9 protein-coding genes are annotated in these 16,912 nt (G+C 68.7%); 3 read left to right on the top strand and 6 right to left on the bottom strand.

All coding sequences use genetic code 11. The features are described 5' to 3' along the window. Window positions 1-81: 81 nt before the first annotated feature. The gene (locus LXT23_RS29835; protein WP_253983742.1) at window positions 82-690 is read left to right on the top strand and encodes a hypothetical protein; all 609 of its coding nucleotides are present in this window, start codon (window positions 82-84) and stop codon (window positions 688-690) included. A 60-nt stretch (window positions 691-750) separates the two neighbouring features. Here the strand turns inward: LXT23_RS29835 and LXT23_RS29830 are convergent, their stop codons facing one another. Continuing rightward, window positions 751-2,322 carry a ricin-type beta-trefoil lectin domain protein gene (locus LXT23_RS29830; RefSeq protein ID WP_253983741.1) on the bottom strand — a complete coding sequence of 524 codons (1,572 nt, stop codon included), beginning with the start codon at window positions 2,320-2,322 and terminating at the stop codon, window positions 751-753. A gap of 368 nt (window positions 2,323-2,690) precedes the next feature. On the opposite strand from LXT23_RS29830, the gene LXT23_RS29825 reads away from it, so the two are divergent. Continuing rightward, window positions 2,691-6,248 (top strand): PepSY domain-containing protein, encoded by a 3,558-nt coding sequence (locus LXT23_RS29825; RefSeq protein ID WP_253983740.1) that lies wholly within the window; start codon window positions 2,691-2,693, stop codon window positions 6,246-6,248. 288 nt (window positions 6,249-6,536) lie between these two features. Continuing rightward, window positions 6,537-8,270, top strand: coding sequence for a S1C family serine protease (locus LXT23_RS29820; RefSeq protein ID WP_253983739.1), 1,734 nt, complete (start codon window positions 6,537-6,539; stop codon window positions 8,268-8,270). Between the two features lie 15 nt (window positions 8,271-8,285). On the opposite strand, the gene LXT23_RS29815 is transcribed toward LXT23_RS29820, so the two are convergent. The 5 genes from LXT23_RS29815 to LXT23_RS29795 all read right to left on the bottom strand — a co-directional run bounded on the left by LXT23_RS29815 (window position 8,286) and on the right by LXT23_RS29795 (window position 16,287). Then, the gene (locus tag LXT23_RS29815) at window positions 8,286-10,088 is read right to left on the bottom strand and encodes an acetate/propionate family kinase (protein WP_253983738.1); all 1,803 of its coding nucleotides are present in this window, start codon (window positions 10,086-10,088) and stop codon (window positions 8,286-8,288) included. A 48-nt stretch (window positions 10,089-10,136) separates the two neighbouring features. Further along, the gene (locus tag LXT23_RS29810; protein WP_253983737.1) at window positions 10,137-10,592 is read right to left on the bottom strand and encodes a VOC family protein; all 456 of its coding nucleotides are present in this window, start codon (window positions 10,590-10,592) and stop codon (window positions 10,137-10,139) included. A gap of 94 nt (window positions 10,593-10,686) precedes the next feature. Further along, window positions 10,687-11,118, bottom strand: coding sequence for a hypothetical protein (locus LXT23_RS29805; RefSeq protein ID WP_253983736.1), 432 nt, complete (start codon window positions 11,116-11,118; stop codon window positions 10,687-10,689). A gap of 106 nt (window positions 11,119-11,224) precedes the next feature. Then, window positions 11,225-12,850, bottom strand: a complete 1,626-nt coding sequence (locus LXT23_RS29800) for a cell wall anchor protein (RefSeq protein WP_253983735.1) — start codon at window positions 12,848-12,850, stop codon at window positions 11,225-11,227. Between the two features lie 1,637 nt (window positions 12,851-14,487). Further along, on the bottom strand, window positions 14,488-16,287 hold the full coding sequence (locus tag LXT23_RS29795) for a hypothetical protein (RefSeq protein WP_253983734.1): 1,800 nt from the start codon (window positions 16,285-16,287) through the stop codon (window positions 14,488-14,490). Window positions 16,288-16,912 lie beyond the last annotated feature (625 nt).

Here is a 16,912-nt window from a genome sequence, read left to right as displayed (position 1 = left end):
CTGGAATGGGGAATTCGTGTAAAACTGGGTAGCTCGGCCCCCTGTTTCGTTCCATCCAGCCGAGCAGCCAGGGAGACTCCGATGAAGCGCTCGAGCACATGGATGATGGTCTGCGCGGTCGGTCTGATGGTGGGCTGCGGAGGACCGCTGGAGGAAGAGGCCGCACCGCCGGAGGCGCCCGAGGCCCAGGAAGAGGAGCTCTTCGAGCAGACCCTCCTCCGCGAGCTGCCGGATGGGACGCTGTCGCAGGAGACGACGCTCATCACCCGGAAGGAGCAGCTCGCCCAGCTCGCGGAGCGGGAAGCACTCCTCCAGAGCCTCGGGCTGGGCGTCACGCAGCAGGACCTGGACGACCTGGCCACCGACAGCAGCTGCGCCGGCTCCAGCCTCTGGCTCTTCGACCAGGCGGGGCTCGCAGGCCGCCAGCTCTGCCTCTACAAGCAGGTGGGGGCATCGCAGGGCTGGCTGGGTCTGGGGGGCGTCATCCGGTACATCAACGCCACCCGTTTCTACACCTGGTCCGGGGCGGTCCGCAGCCTCTGGGCCGGCCAGCACCCCGGCAGCCTCATGTATTGCACCTCGAGCCTCTGCTACGCCCAGCCCTATCAGAACTTCAATGCCTTTCAGCAGCTCAACACCATCACCGCCTCGGCGTCGCAGCTGAACTGGGCCTATCTGTACGACCCGTGAGCCTTCTTTCGTGGGGTGGGGGACGGAGGTCCATCCGTCCCCCGGGGTGGTGCGGGGCGCCTACCGGTAGTCCCACTTCTGGTTCGAGGCGCCGGTGCATTCCCAGAGATGCAGCTTCGCGCCGCTGTTCGGGTTGAAGGCCTCGATGTCCACGCACTTGTTGGCGAGGTAGCTGACCAGGTCACCCGCCGCGCTCAGCACGAAGTCCTGGGCGGGGTTGGTGTTGCAGTTGGCAATCTGGATGGCCGTGCCATTGGCCGTCGACGCGCCGGCCACGTCCAGGCACTTGCCGCCAATCCGGACCTTCCTTCCGTCGAAGGTCCACTGCTGGGCGTTGGTGCCATTGCAGTCCCACATCTGGACGCGGACGCCGTCGGAGAAGTTCGAGTTGGGCACGTCGATGCACTTGCCGTTCATGCGCGAGACGAACGCCCTGCCACCGCCGCCACCGCCGCTCGTCGTCAGCGTGAGGCCGTAGACGCTCAGGATGGGGTTGAGGGGCTGGTAGAACGTCTGGGGCGCGCTGGAGGAGCAGTCCCCGGCCACGCCGGACGTCACGCCCTGGGCCTGGTTGCCGGACAGCCACGAGCCGCCCGAGTCACCGCCGGCGGCGCACGCGTTGCTCCGGATGAGGCCATAGACGGGGCCCACGGAGTAGTTGACCGTCACGTTCTTGGTCTGGATGACGCCACACCGCCAGCCGGTGGTGTAGCCGGACCGACAGACGGACGCATTCACCCCGGCCTCCTGCGAGCCGGCGACGACGACGTTGGCGTTGTTGTAGTTGTAGACCCACGGCTGCGTCGTCCAGGAGCCATTGGTCGCCACCCAGCCGTAGTCGTTGGTGGGGAAGGTGGACGCGCGCACGGTGCCCATCGCCACGCCGTTGTAGCCGCTGGTGGCGGTGCCGGCGCCGCCGCAGTGGCCCGCGGTGACGAAGCCGCCGTTGACGGAGAAGCCCACCGAGCAGCGCGAGTTGTTGAAGTAGTACGGGTCACCGCCGCGCACGTCGTACACCGGGCGGGGCGCCTCCTTGGACGGCACCAGGCGGATGCTCCCGTCCTTCGCGCCGCTGCTGCGGGCGACGAAGGCGTCGGCCCGGGCCTTCGCCATGCCGGAGTCCTCGGCGTGCACGACGACGCTGTTGGTGGGCAGGTCGACGTACCAGTAGTGGATGGACGGGGTGGCCTCCTTCGCGCTGCCGTTCAGCTCCTCCATCACCCGGTTCAGCGCGGCCAGGCTCCGGGCCACCTTCCGGGGCTCGGCGCCCGCGCGGCGCACGCGCTCGGCGCTGGCGTCGTCCGTGACGCCGACGATGAGCTGGCTGCCGTCCTCGTTCAGCCAGGCGCCACCGAAGGTGTCACCCAGCTCCCCGCGCAGCTTCGCCTCCAGGGCGGGCGCCTTCGCCTCGAAGGCCAGCCGGCGGCGGACCTGCTCCTCGGTGAGCCCCAGGTCCCGGCGCATCGCGGAGACGAGCTCCGGCGACACGTCCTGGGCAGGCAGGGCGGCCGCCTCCGCGGCGGGGCTCCTCGAGGACGCGGCCTCGGCGCTGGCCGGCAGGCCGTGAGCAGTCGTGAGGCCGGCGAACAGCGCCGTGAGGCTGGAGAGCGTCGTGAACGTATGTTTCTTCATTGACTGGACTTTCTCTGGCTGGGGGACCCCCTGGACGCGCCTGCTTCATGCACGCATGCAGGGAGAGGGAAGGGGACTGTCCCTCACCTATCCTGTAGTTTTAGCCGGAAAATCTGTCAATACCTGCAAAGCCTGAGTATGTTCGATATCTGGAGCAAGTCGGCTTCGCCCCTGGTGCCGCACGGCCCGCCACGGCCCCCACCGGGGGCCGGGAGCGCTGTTCAGCACTGGATACCGCACGGGTCGAATGAAACTGGAAATACCGGTCCAAATAACAATCTCTGCAAATTCCGTTTTTAGCGGTGTTCACCTGGGGTTTGACTGTGGACGCGCTCCGGGTGTGGGGCGCCTTCGCTCAGGAGAACCCCATGCGCCTCGCGTCGAAGTGGGCTGTCTGTCTCGCGTTGTGTCTCGGAGCAGTGGGGTGGGCCTTCCAGCCCTCCCAGCCGAGCACCCTGGCGAGTCAGGCCTTCTTCAAGCCCGAGCTGTACCTGCCCGTCTCGAACATGCCCCTGGACGAGGCCCGCTCGAAGCTGAAGGGCGTGGGGCCTGGCGCGTGGGAGGACTTCTTCGCGCGCAACGGCCGCGACTTCCACGTGTATGTGGACCCGCTGTCCGGCACGCCCTCCGCCATCCAGGGTGCCATCCCGCTCATTCCCGGCACGGGCGTGCGCAATGAGGTCACCCTCGCCACCGTCCACCAGCAGCTCGGACGGTCCGTGGGGGCGGTGGACGAGGCGGTGGTGGCGGACCTCCTCTTCAAGTTCATCAGTGACAACCAGGCCGCGCTCGGCGTGGACATGATGCAGCTGGGCGAGCCCCGCGTGGCGCGAGTCACGGACACGCTCTGGCAGGTCCACATCCCGCAGCAGGCGGACGGCATCCCGGTCCGTCACGGCCGGCTCGTGGCGACCATCAGCCACGGCAACCTCGTGCTGCTCGGCACCGAGGCGTGGAGCAACGTCACCGACTCCACGAAGCCCGCGCTGGATGCCCAGCAGGCGCTGACGGCCGGAGGTGAGCGCTTCGGGCTCCTGGAGACGCCCGGCCAGCTCTGGATGCAGCCCACGCTGGAGCTCGCCCCCATGGCCCGCACCGGGACGCCGGGCTTCGGCGAGGGCTACCGCCACCAGCTCGTGTGGACCTATGGCTTCCAGAACCCCGGAGAGAATGAGCGCTGGAAGGTGACGGTGGACGCCCACACGGGCGAGGTGCTGGCGCTCGAGGACGACAACCACTACCTGGACGCCACCATCAAGGGCGGCATCTACCCGCTGACCAACACGGAGATCTGCCCCGCGAACGAGACGTGCGGCACCCTGCAGCCCAACATGCCCATGCCGTGGGCCAACACGGGGCTCGCCGCTCCCAACAACTTCACGGACGGCGCCGGCGTCTTCGCCTACAGCTCCGGCAACGTCACCACCACCCTGGCCGGCAAGTACGTGCGCGTCACGGACACCTGCGGCTCCGTCACCTTCAGCTCCGCCACCGGCAACATCCAGATGGGTGGCACCAACGGCCAGCATGACTGCGCCACGGGAGGCGGTGGGGCGGGCAACACGCCAGCGGCGCGCTCGGCCTTCTACGAGACGAACCGGATTGCCGAGCTGGCCCGTGGCTGGCTCCCCAACAACACCTGGCTGAAGGGGCAGCTCACCGCCAACGTCAACATCAACAGCACCTGCAACGCCTTCTGGAACGGCTCCACCGTCAACTTCTACCGGAGTGGCGGCGGCTGCCGGAACACGGGTGAAATCGCGGCCATCTTCGACCACGAGTGGGGCCATGGCATGGACGACTTCGATGCCGCGGGCGCGCTCAGCAACTCGAGCGAGGGCTACGCGGACATCGCGTCCATCTACCGGCTGCAGGCCTCGTGCGTGGGCTACGGCTTCTTCCAGACGACCGACCGCGGCTGCGGCAAGACGCCGGACGGCACCGGCTACAACCAGAACGAGGCCCAGGTGGGCGCGGCCTGGTGCAACACCCGCTGCTCGGGCGTCCGCGACGCGGACTACCTGGCGCACGCGAACCAGACGCCGGCCACGCCGCAGAACTACGTGTGCCCCAAGTGCAGCTCCGGCACGGGCCCCTGCGGCAAGCAGGTGCACTGCGCCGCGTCCCCTGTCCGTCAGGCCGCGTGGGACCTGGTGGCGAGGGACCTCCAGGCGGCGCCGTTCAACTACGACTCCGGCACGGCCTTCATCATCGGCAACAAGATCTTCTACCAGGGCAGCGGCAACGTCGGCTCGTGGCACGCCTGCAACTGCACCGCCGGCACGTCAGACGGCTGTGGCGCCAGCCATGGCTACATGCAGTGGCTGGCCGCGGATGACGACAACGGCAACCTGAACGACGGCACGCCGCACATGACGGCCATCCATGCCGCCTTCAATCGCCACGGCATCGCCTGCTCGACACCCGCCCCCGCCAACGCGGGCTGCGCCAGCGGCCCGAGCACCGCGCCCACCGTCACCGCCACACCCAGCGACGGTCAGGTGGCCCTGAGCTGGAACGCCGTGGCCAATGCCAGCGAGTACTGGGTGATGAAGACGGAGGGCTACGCCGGCTGCAACTTCGGCAAGGCGAAGGTGGCCACGGCCACCGGGACGACCTACACCGACAGCGAGGTCGCCAACGACCAGCGGTACTGCTACTCCATCGTCCCCGCCAGCTCGAGCGCCTGCTTCGCCCCTGCCTCCGCCTGTGTCTGCGCGACGCCGGGTGGCCCGTGTACGCCTCCCGGAGTGGCCTCGCTCTCCACCCCGGCGGACGCGGCGACGGGCGTGGCGCTGGCGCCGGTGCTCGACTGGGCCGACGTGACGGGCGCGACGTCCTACGAGGTGCAGGTGGCCACCGACGCCGCCTTCACCAACGTGGTGCGCTCGGCTTCGGCGCTGGGCTCCAGCACCTGGAGCGTCTCTCCCGCGCTGGCCACGAACACGCAGTACTTCTGGCGGGTCCGCGCGGTGAATGCCTGCGCCAACGGCGCCTATAGCGCGGCCTTCCGCTTCACCACCACGGGGACGACCTGCCAGCCGGCGGCGGCTCCCGTCCTGACGAGCCCCGCGGACGCGGCGACGGGGGTCTCGCTCTCCCCGACGCTGGACTGGGGTGACGTGACGGGTGCCACGTCCTACGAGGTGCAGGTGGCCACCGACGCTGCCTTCACCAACGTGGTGCGCTCGGCTTCGGCGCTGGGCACCAGCACCTGGAGCGTCTCTCCCGCGCTCACCGCCAACACGCAGTACTACTGGCGGGCGCGGGCGGTGGACGGCTGCGGAGCGGGCAACTACAGCGGGGCCTTCCGCTTCACCACCCAGTCGGGAGGTGGGACGTGCCAGGCCACCGTCGCCGCCTACGACGCCACGCTCGGGACGCCAGCGTGCGGCACCGGGTGCGGCTGCGACACGGGCACCCTCGTCAACAGCCGTGGCAGCCAGTTCCTCGGCGCCGAGCCCAACCAGCCCAACACGCTCGATGGCTGCCCGGACGGGCCCTTCGGCTTCTACCACTTCGACGAGAGCATCGACCGTGTGGTGCTGAAGAGCGTGGACGGCGGGCCGATTACGCCGGGCAAGCAGGTGAAGGTGGACGTGACGGTGTGGTGCTACGACGCGACCGACAAGCTGAACCTCTACTACACGCCGACCCCGGGCTTCCCGCTGTGGAGCACGCTGGCCACCGGCCTGACGTGCACGGGGAGCGGCGCGAGGACGTTCTCCCACACCTTCACGGTGGGCAGCGGCGCCGGGCAGCACGCCCTCCGGGCCCAGTTCGTGGAGGCCAGCAGCCCGCTGTCGAGCTGCACCTTCGGCCTCTACGACGACAACGATGACGTCGTCTTCGGCGTGTCGGCCTCCGTCGCGTCGGGCCAGCCGCCGAAGCCGGCCACGCGCGGCCGCACCCGGGCGTCCCGCTAGGCTCGGCTGCCCACCGGCCCTGGCACGCGGTGCGCCAGGGCCGGTGGCCTTCCCGCCAGGACTTCACCACCCGTCTGGGGCACTCCCACCCCGGAGTCGCGCGCCTCCGTCTCCCACCGCTCCCGGTATAGGATTGCCGCGTCCAGTCGGGCAGGGGCCGACAGACGCAGCCGGTGCGGCCGCGAGGGGATTGTCGAGATGTCCGAGGTGGTCGAGTCGAGGTGCCTCCGGTGCGGTGCTCCGGATGCGGGGGACAGGGCGCGCTGTGCCTGTGGTGCCAGTCTCCTGATGGATGTGGTGCTGAAGGGCGCGGTACAGGATGAGCGCCAGCGCTTCGGGCTCGCGCGGGCGCTGGCCCTGCTCGGTCCACCGGCCCCGTCGTTCTCCCAGGCGCGGGTGGTGCTGGCGATTCCAGGCGACCGCGTGGCCCGGGGCGTCTCCACGCCCTTCGCCCAGAAGCTCCTGGACGTGCTCCATGCGCATGGCGCGGATGCATACCTCCAGCCCTCGAGCGTTCCGGAGGAAGCCCCCCGGCGCTCGTCCCGAGGCGCCCTGGTCGCGGGCCTGGCGGTCCTGGTCCTCGGCGGCGTCGCGTTCGGCGTCTGGGCGGCCCGCTCGCCCGCGCTCCAGCAGACGGCCCACTCCCTCTCGGGGGGCGCGGTGGGTGCCCCGGAGCCCGTGCGCGAGTCCGGGCCCGCGGAGCTGTCCACCCAGGAAATCTCCAAGCTCGCCTCTCCGAGCACGCTGAGCCTGCGGTGCGAGGGCAAGACGGGCTCCGGGTTCTTCGTGGACAAGGAGCTGGTGCTGACCAACGAGCACGTGGTCTGCCCGCCCGGGAAGCTGATGACGGTGGTGCTGCCCGACGGGCGGCAGCTCGTCGGGGAGACGCTGAAGTCCGACGTGGACCTGGACCTCGCCACCGTCCGCGTGGTGGGCGCGAATGCGCCCCCGCTGAAGCTCGGGGACGTCACGAGCCTGGAGCCGGGGGACCGACTCGTCTTCATCGGCAGCCCCAAGGGGCTGGACTTCACCGTCCACGAGGGGAAGGTGGGCTTCCTGGGCCGCGAGTACCTGGGGACGGGCTACGTGCAGTTCAACGCGTCGGTGAACCCGGGCAACAGCGGAGGGCCGCTGCTGAACGGGCGCGGCGAGGTGGTGGGCGTCGTCTCCATGAAGATAGAGAACGCGGACGGCCTGGGGCTCGCGCTGCCCATCCCCTACGCGAGCAAGCTCATCACCGTCCCCTCCACGCCGGAGGCGACGGCGCGCTGGGAGGCACTGCTGGCCCGGGTGGCACGCGACGAGGAGCGGGAGATTCAGCGCTTCCAGCGGGAGACGGAGCAGCCGGTGCTCTTCGGCGTCCGGAGCATCACCAACCTGGGCCTGGTGGCGCTGCTCGTCGAGCGCTTCGACGCGCTGCCCCGGCGCGTGGTGCGCCAGCTGGCGCTGGAGGTGGGAGGGCAGACGTGCCCGCTGAAGGTGGACTTCGAGTACTGGCGGCCGGTCCGGGACTCGATGTCCTCCGAGGATGACTCGCGGCGCCTTCGCTGGTTCGTGGCGCGTGGGCTCACGCAAGGCGTCCACGTCGGGGTGGCGAGGCTCCCCCTCGAGGACTGCCCGCAGTTCAGCACGGGCAGTGCCTACCTGAAGGTGGCCCAGGGCAGCGGGGAGGCCGAGCGCTTCGAGGTACCGCTCTCCGAGGTCCGCGCTGCGCAGGCGCTCGGACAGCGCAACCGGGGCGGCATCCAGCAGTGGCAGCAGGTCCTCTGGAAGCAGCGCGTGGAGGAGGAGCGCTCGCGGCAGGACACCGACGACTGGCGCAGCCGCTTCAAGCTGGCGCGGGCCCGCATTGCCACGCTGGAGGAGGAGAAGCGCGGCCTGCTGGAGGCCGAGGCCGCGGGCAAGAGCGCCGGGAAGCGCCGCTGGGAGGTGGAGGTGGAGCTGAAGCTTGCGCACAACCAGCTCGCGGAGCTGGAGCAGTACGCCACCCAGAAGAAGGTGCCACAGGAGTGGCGGCGGTAGGGGGCCACCCGGGCGCTACCGCCCGGCCTCCTGGACGCCCCCGAAGGCGACGACGCTGTCGCTCGTCAAGCCGGCGGCGTTCGCCTCGTCGGTGTCGACGTGCATGTCCAGGCGGAAGTCGGGGTGGACGCGGACGATGACGTCCCCCATGGTCATCTCGCGGTCTCCCTCGACGCGCACCTGGATGACGTTGCGGTCCTGGACGCCGAACTCGCGTGCCTCCTCCGGGCTCATGTGGACGTGGCGGAGCGCGAGGATGACGCCGCTGGGGATGGTGACGGTGCCCGCGGGGCCGCGCAGGGTGATGCCCGGCGTCCCCTCCAGCTTGCCACTCTCGCGCAGGGGCGGACTCACCCCGAGCGTGAAGGCGTCCGTCCTCGCCAGCTCCACCTGGGTCTGCTTGCGCAGCGGGTTGATGATGGCGACGCGCTGGATTTCCCCCTTGGGGCCGACCAGGTCCACCGTCTCGCGCGTGACGTACTGGCCCGGCTGGGTGACGTCGCGCTTCGGCGACAGCTCGTAGCCCGGGCCGAAGAGCGCGTCGCAGTCGGCGCGGCTGAGGTGGACGTGGCGAACGCTGACGCCCACGGGGATGGGCCGCGCGCGCACGCTGCGCAGGGTGGCCGTGGGCCCCACCAGGCAGCGCAGCACCTCGCGGGCAATCATCCGCTCCTCGTCGGTGCGCACCACCAGCACCTGGGTGGGGGCGCGTGGCGCGGAGATTTCGACGATGCCGCCATGGTCCGCCGCGCGCTTCGTCTCGTTGGCCTTCTCGTCGAGCGCGACGCCCATGAAGAACAGCCCCTCGCACACCCGGCTGCGCACCAGCGCGGAGTTCTCGCCGATGCCGCCGGTGAACACGAGCGCATCCGCGCCGCCCAGCACGGCCGCGTACGCGCCGATGTACTTGCGGAGGCGGTGGACGAACACGTCGATGGCCAGGCGCGCGCGCGGGTCGCCGGCGTCCGCCGCCTTCTGCACGTCGCGGAAGTCGGCGCTGATGCCCGACAGGCCCGCGAGGCCGGACTGGCGGTTGAGCAGGGTGTCAATCTGCTCCGTCGTCATGCCGTCCTTCGCGAGCAGCAGCGGCAGGGCGGGGTCCACGTCGCCGGCGCGCGTGCCCATGACCAGCCCCTCCAGCGGCGTCATGCCCATGGAGGTCTCCACGGAGACGCCGCGCTCGATGGCGGACACGCTGGCGCCACCGCCGAGGTGGCAGGTGATGAGCTTGAGGCGCGACAGGTCCGTCTTGAGGTGCTCGGCCGCGGACAGCGCCATGAACTGGTGGCTCGGGCCATGGAAGCCGTAGCGGCGCACGCCCTTGGACAGATACAGCTCGTGCGGCACGGCGTACGTGTACGCCTGGGGCGGGAGCTGCGCGTGGAACGCGGTGTCGAAGACCGCGACGTGGGGCACCGAGGCGAAGACCTCGCGCGCCGCGCGGATGCCGGCGAGGTTCACCGGGTTGTGCAGCGGCGCATAGCGCGCGCACTCCTCGATGATGGCCTCGACCTTCGCGTCGATGGGCGTGGGGGTGATGAGCCGCTCGCCCCCATGCACGACGCGGTGCCCGACGGCGGCGAGCGCGCTCGCGTCCGGCAGCGGGCCGCCGGTGCGCGTCAGGTGGGTGATGATGGAGCGCAGCGCGCCCTGGATTTCCCGTCCGTCGACGGGGGTGTTGCCACCCTCGTGGACGTGCACGGCCTCCGCGCTGCCGACACGCTCGACACGCCCCGCGGCGAGGCGCGCCTCCGTGTCCATCTCATAGAGGTTGTATTTGACCGAGGTCGAGCCGACGTTGACGACGAGCACCTTCATGGGGCGTCAGCCTAACATGGCCGCCCTCGCCGGCAGGTCCGGCCGGCGCTAGCCGCCCATCTTCGCCATGCGGCGCTGCATCTCCTCGGGCGACACGTCCTCGACGTGCTGCCCGAGCGTCCACTTGTTGCCCTCGGGGTCCTCGAACTGGCCGGAGCGGTCACCGTAGAACTGGTTCTCCACGGGCCGGAGCACCTTGCCACCGGCCTTCACGAAGCGCTCGGCGAGCGCATCCACGTTCTCGGTGTAGATGGAGAGCCCGATGGGCGAGCCTCCCAGCGTCTTCGCGCTCTTGTTGCCCCACTCGGGCATCTCGTCGGCCACCATCATCCGTGAATCGCCAATCCGCAGCTCGGCGTGAGCGACCTTGCCGCCTGGCATTGGAAGCCGGTACAGCTCCACCGCGCCGAGCGCCGCCTTGTAGAACTCGATGGCCTTCGCGGCATCGCGCAGCGTGAGGAACGGCGTCAGGGTGTGATAGCCCTCGGGAATCGCCTTCGGCATGTGAGCTCCTGAGTGAGGCCCCGCGCCAGACGGGGCGGCGGCAAACTGGACGGAACAACCGTTCAGGTCAAGTTCGTTTCGCCCGTTGTTTCCGTCAGGAGACCCAGAGGCGGTGCACTCCCGGCTGGCCGCGCGAGTCTCGCTCCAGACGGAAGCCATTTGCATCTCTCGGACCGAAGTGTGCCGCCGCGTACACCGCACTGCGTCCCAGGTAGGGCGCGACCTCCAGCACTCCCACTGGCGCCAGCCGTACGCCAGCGAGGCTGGACCACACCATCGCTCGATGGCGCAGATAGCTCCACACGTCGCGACGCACGAAGCCCGAGTCCGTCAGGAACCAGGCCGCCAGCAGCGGTACCGGGGGCTGGCGTGCGTCCAGCTCGCTTTCGTCCTGGATGGGGCCCCAGCGGAGGACCCACATGCCCCACGGCCGGCGCTCTGGCTCCCGGGACGACCAGTCGTCGACGAGCCGCTGGACGGCATGCTCCACGAGCTGCTGGAGGTCTTCTTCGTGCGTCACCTTCACGGGGCTCCCCGGGCCAGGGTGGCACAGCGGCCGTGGCCGTGGCCAGGAGCAGCCGCGGGGCGCGGGCGCCTCCAGGACGTGCCTGGAGGCGCCGCAGGGGCCCTCGCTACTGCCGGACGACGCGCTTCAGCCTGAAGGGCGAGGGAGACTCGCTCATCGTGAAGTAGCTGGCGCCGTTGGCCTCGTACTCGATGGCCTCACCCTGGCCCTCCACGGTGTCCGTCAGGGCGACGGGCGTGGCCGCGAAGGCCGTCTCGAACGCGGCACCCGCCGGGGCGCGGAACTCGTAGACGGTGCGGTAGGTCCGGAGGATGAAGCGGTTGGCGCACGGGTGGATGGCCGCGGACGTGGCCTTGGGGAACTCCGGGTCCGAGTTCGTCGGCAGCTGCAGGTTCGCCACGAAGATGAGCGTCGTCAGGGTATCCGGCGCCGGCATCGGCTTGGGGAACTTGTAGACCTTGCTCAGGCCGGTGGACGACTTGGTGATGACATAGATGTCACCGGTCGTCGGGTGCACCATGATGGACTCGGCGTCCTTCGGGGTGTCCGGGTACTGGAAGGGGAACTTCTCCGCCGTGAGGCTGCCGCTCGTCTGGCCGCCGCCGATGTTGGGCTCCGGAATCCGATACACGGCGAAGGTGGACGGCGGCGTGGGGAAGTTGGCGCTGGCGCGGCCGATGTCTCCCATGAAGATGCACTTGCCGGCCGGGCACGGACCCGTGGCGACGTCCTCCCAGTCCGCGGGCGTCACGTCGGCGACGTTGAAGGTGCCCAGGGTGCTGGCATTGGCGGCGCTGATGGCGACCACGGCCGTGGTGTCCTCGTTGTGGACGTAGATGACGCCCGGCGTGAGGCGGCTGGCGGCCAGGCCGGACGGCTCCACGATGGCGGTGGACGCCACGGTACCCACCGTCGTGTACGTGGGCGCGAAGGTGTCTCCCACGGTGCACGCGGGCGCGCCCGCGGGCCGGAGCGCGACGACCTGGGCGACGTTCGTCTGGGCGTACGGCGAGCTGCCGTTGAACGCGGGCTGGAGCCCCGCGGCGCCCAGGTCCTTGTAGGCGGCGTCATAGAGCAGCCCGGTGGACGAGGAGACCAGGCACGTGTCGAACGGCTCGGTGAAGCCCGTGGGAGGAACGATGGGGCTGACGGGGCACGCCGCGCCGGTCCAGATCTGCGCGCCGAACCAGACCGCCAGGCCGTTGGCGGCAGTGGTGGTGATGGCGGGCGTGTCGAAGCTCGCGGTCGTCCCGTTCTTCTGGCCGCTGTGGGCGTCGATGGGATTGGCGTTGTCCGCGCCCGAGAACGCCGAGATGCTGCCCGCCATGTAGCTGGCGAGGTCGATGGTGAACGCGTAGCTCGCGGGCTCGGCGCTGCCGGCGACCTTGTAGAAGACCCAGGCCTTGATTTGAGACGCGCTCTGGTCGGAGCGCAGCAGCGTCCAGCCCGCGGGAGCCGTCGCCACGGCGGCGACGTTGTTCCGGTTGATGATGCGCGCGAGCAGCACGTCACCCGCCACCGTACCCGTCGGCTTTGCGATGGTGAGCGAGGTGATGCTCTTCCCGCTGGCCGTGCTGCTGCTCCGGTAGCTCACCGTCGACAGTGCCTGGGACGCGGCGGTGGTGGCTTCGAGGGGCGCCTCGGCCTCCTGCGGCCCACATCCCAGCAGGGACAGCAGCGAAGCCGCGACAACGAATCGTGATGCGTCATGCCTGAAGACCTTCAATGTCATTCCAATCTCCGGTGGTTGGCTCGGCACAGTCCTAGAGGCGGCTGCGAAGCTCCTATCTCAAGGATTTTTCACAAAAGAAAAGGGGACTCGGACGCCCAGGCAACGCTCGTTGCCCCGCGCTGGAATCTTCCGCATTCGCGCGTAGAACAACTCAGAGGCTTCGCTGCGGGTGGAAGAGTGTGACTGTGCGTGCAGCCGGTTGCTACTGGCCACGGGCCGGCGCCCTGAGGAGTGGCTGCGCCGCCTGCCCCTCGTGCTGGCTCCTGCGAATGGTGGCGAGAGCCGCCGGGCCACTCCACGCCCTCGGAAGCAGCGGTGGCGCGCCTGGGAACACCGCGAAAACGAAATCGCCGGCAAGCGGTCTCCCGCTCGCCGGCGATTTGAACCCAGCGCGTGTGCGCGGGAGGGACTACGGAATGTTGGCCCGGATGACGCCACCGGTGCAGCCGCGAGGACCGCCACGAACCTTGGTCTTGATCTTCATGGTCTTCTCCTGGTTTTTGCTGCGTGGCTCCAGTCGTGCGAGTGGATTCAGCAGCGCACGCGGAGTGGTGCAATCAGAGACGGATGGGCGACCCACGTCAAGTCTTAACTGTAGATTGTATGTCAATATACACGGTGTTGCATCATGGTGCGCTGTGCCAGGCGGGGGAGCTTGCCTGGTTCGAGGCCCGGAAAAAACAAATCGCCGGCAAGTGGTCTCCCACTCACCGGCGACTCGCTTCAGCCGCGCCTGCTCATGCGCGACCTGGAATTACGGGAGCTGCGTGGTCAGCACGGGGTCGCGAACGATGATGGGGCCGATACCGCCGCCACAGCCGCGAGGACCGCCACGAACCTTGGTCTTGATCTGCATGGTGTTCTCCTGGTGGGTGCTACATGAACTTCAGCGAATCAACCGCGCGGGGTTCCGCGCGAACCGGAACTACGGGATCTGGGTGCGCACGCCGCCCGTGGTGGTGATGACGCCGCCGCAACCACGGGGACCGCCGCGAACCTTGGTCTTGATCTGCATGGTGTTCTCCTGGTGTTTGATGCGCTGGCTCCAGTGATGCGGACGTAAAAGCCATCCACTTGCTGGAGTAAAAGGATTAAAAGGCGTGGCCACTCTTCACGTCAAGCCCCCGAGCATTAATACAGTCCTGATAAAAACGGGCGTCTGGATTCTCAGCGGATGAGCTGTGTTTGTTTGGGAATCTGAGAAACAAGTGACGGCCATCAAAAACGAAAATCGCCAGCAGGCGGTGCTCCGCCCACTGGCGATTGGGGTCCTCCGCGCATGTTTCATGCGCGAGCGGAGACTACGGGATCTGGGTGTAGGTGCCGTCGATGCCGCGAACGGGACCGATGACGATGGGACCGCCGCAACCACGGGGACCGCCGCGAACCTTGGTCTTGATCTGCATGGTGTCTCCTGGTGGGTGATACGGAGGCTCCAGCAAGACGGATACAGTCGCCACCCGTTTGCTGGAGCAAGGGATTAGACGGCGTGATTCCTTCCCACGTCAATCCCCCCAGGACAAATACAGTGTCGTCGAACTCGGGCCGGCCTGCCCGCCCTGGGATGTCCTGAAAAAAACAAATCGCCGGCGAGCGAGGCTCCGCTCACCGGCGATTCATGTGACTCGCGCAGTGGGTCAGGCCGCCGAGGCGACCGCCGCGGTTTCGATGCGCGTGGTGTCCGCCGAGCTCTCGATGATGATGCCCAACTGCTCCTTGAAGACTTCCAGCAGGTACGGCATCACGCCGATGGTGTTCTTGCGCAGGTTGAGGTGGATGGCGAGGTCCAGGTTGGTGAACCGCCGCGTCGGGTGCTCGCGCCCCGCCAGCACGTTGACGTGGCGCTGGATGTCCTCCAGGGCGCCCACCACGGAGCGCTCCTTGGCCAGGAAGTCGGTCAGCGCGTCCGCGATGGCGCCGATGATGGACTCGTCACCGCCCGGCGGAGTGCCGGCGCGGGCGTGGAGCACCTCGCGCAGCTGCTGGGCGACGCGGGCGTCCTGCGCGGTCCTCTCGGGCGTGTACACCGGCTTGAAGCGCACCAGGGTGTCCTCCCGGAAGCCCGGAAGCCCGCGCTGGGCGTTCTCGAACATCTCCACGTAGCGGTCACCGGCCCACTCCCGCTGGACGGAGGTGTGCTGCCGCGTGGGGATGATGATCTTCCAGTCGAGCTCCACGCGCTTGCGCAGCTTGCCCCAGGGGCCCTCGGAGGGGTCCTCCACCTTGAGGACCTGCTCGCGGATGCGCTCGTAGGCGAGCCCCATGTGGCTCCAGAGGTTGAACTGGAGGCTGTAGTGCTGGATGCCCCGCAGGCCGTAGTCGATGGCCTTGGGGATTTCGGCGTCATGCCCCGTGGTGGGCGTGCTGCCGTCCGCCAGGGGCTTGCCGTCCAGCATCGTGGCGAAGAACTCGTCCACCATGTGCGGAGGCCCGGCGCACACACCGCGGGTCGACAGGAAGTGGTTGTCGCGCTCGGTGAGGTGGAGCAGCTCGGCCGCCGAGATGGGGTGGTCGTACGGCATCGGCTGTTCCGGCAGGTGCATGAGGTAGATGGCCACCATGCGCACGCCGTCCGTCACCCGGAAGATGGACGACAGCACCGGGTCCATCGTCCCGTTGGGGATGGGGTCGTGCTGCCGCATCAGCATCAGGGTGGGCAGCGCCAGCACCGCACAGGAGAAGGCGTGCAGGTCACCCAGCCGCCAGCGCCCGTCCGGGAGCAGGGGATAGCGGCGCAGGAACTCCTCGCGCATCTTGAGCACGCCCTGGAGCGTGGGCTTCCAGTGCCGCGTCATGGACCGGAGCGCCGTGACGTTCATCAGCGCGTCGTCGCGGTAGCGGCTGCCCGGGTAGGGGCACGCCTTGAACTCCGTCTCCTTCTTCATGCGCATCGTGTCGGGGAAGACGTTGCTCTCCCCGACGTGGCGGTTCTCCGCGTCGATGGCGGGATGCGCGAGCCGGTGCACGGGAAGCATGGCCTCCACGTAGCCCAGCTCCAGCGGGCGCCCGGTGAGCGTGCGCGTGACGTGGGCCGTGTCCGGGTTCCACCACAGGGGCTCGGTGGGGGCCACCCGCTCCGCCTCCATCTGCAGCAGCCGCTTGTGGTAGGCCGTCTCCGTGGCGGCCTTCGGGGCCTCGCGCGAGAGGATGTTCTCCTTCACCAGCGCGGTGAGCAGCTCCTGGACGCGCTGCCAGGGAAGCGGCTCGCCATTCGTCCAGGTGGTGGCGCTGCCGGCCATGAACTCGTCCTGCTTCAGCAGGTTCTCACCGAAGGGCTGCAGCTCCGGCTCCTCGATGGTGATTTCCTTGAGGCCGTAATAGATGCGCAGCTCCCGGACGCCCTCCGGATTGGACACGTACTCGCTCACGAAGCGGCGCCTCATGGGCAGGTACAGCGTCTCGTGGGGATCCACCGGCGACACTTCTTCCCGACTCATTGGACTGCTCCTGGAGGTCAGGCCTGGTGCGAAATTCCAGGCATCACGGACGTGGACTCTTTCACAGCCGCGAGAGGCCCTTCAAGGGGTGGGGGTTCCACCAGGCCGAAATGAAAATCGCCAGCAGGCGGTGCTCCGCCCACTGGCGACGTGTGTCAGCTGCGCATGCTTTGCTGCGTGCTACTCCAGCACCGCGCCGCAGAGACGGGGACCGCCGCGAACCTTGGTCTTGATCTTCATGGTATTTCTCCTGGTGGCTACGACACGTGGACTCCACCCGCGTGAATGGACAATCCAGACGCACCGGTAGAGTGAGACATGAAGCGCACTGCACGTCCGCTCATCGAGTCAGCGGACGACCCAGCTGAAGCAACCACGTACAGCGCTACCGCAGGTCGAAGCTCTAGAGCCGGACCGTACCGCAGCTGCGAGGACCACCACGAACCTTGGTCTTGATCTGCATGGTCTGCTCCCGGTGAGTGATACGTGGGTCCCAGCCTCGCGCCCGGCCGCACCGGCCGCGAAGTGGAAATCTCATTTAAACACGGAGGGTCCAGCTGTCAAACCTCTCCGGGAGAAACGGTGCGTCAATCCAGACGTGGATGTCATCAGCGGGGTGGGGATG

Origin of the sequence: Pyxidicoccus xibeiensis (genome assembly GCF_024198175.1) — a bacterium.
Taxonomy (GTDB): Bacteria; Myxococcota; Myxococcia; order Myxococcales; family Myxococcaceae; genus Myxococcus; species Myxococcus xibeiensis.
Note: the sequence above shows the minus strand (reverse complement) of the source record. Positions and strands in the feature narration are given on the sequence as shown.

Excerpts from the sequence above, each read along its gene's own strand:
- LXT23_RS29835 (WP_253983742.1), top strand. The coding sequence starts at position 82 with ATGAAGCGCTCGAGCACATGGATGATGGTCTGCGCGGTCGGTCTGATG.
- LXT23_RS29830 (WP_253983741.1), bottom strand. The coding sequence starts at position 2,322 with ATGAAGAAACATACGTTCACGACGCTCTCCAGCCTCACGGCGCTGTTC.
- LXT23_RS29825 (WP_253983740.1), top strand. The coding sequence starts at position 2,691 with ATGCGCCTCGCGTCGAAGTGGGCTGTCTGTCTCGCGTTGTGTCTCGGA.
- LXT23_RS29820 (WP_253983739.1), top strand. The coding sequence starts at position 6,537 with ATGGATGTGGTGCTGAAGGGCGCGGTACAGGATGAGCGCCAGCGCTTC.
- LXT23_RS29815 (WP_253983738.1), bottom strand. The coding sequence starts at position 10,088 with ATGAAGGTGCTCGTCGTCAACGTCGGCTCGACCTCGGTCAAATACAAC.
- LXT23_RS29810 (WP_253983737.1), bottom strand. The coding sequence starts at position 10,592 with ATGCCGAAGGCGATTCCCGAGGGCTATCACACCCTGACGCCGTTCCTC.
- LXT23_RS29800 (WP_253983735.1), bottom strand. The coding sequence starts at position 12,850 with ATGACATTGAAGGTCTTCAGGCATGACGCATCACGATTCGTTGTCGCG.
- LXT23_RS29795 (WP_253983734.1), bottom strand. The coding sequence starts at position 16,287 with ATGAGTCGGGAAGAAGTGTCGCCGGTGGATCCCCACGAGACGCTGTAC.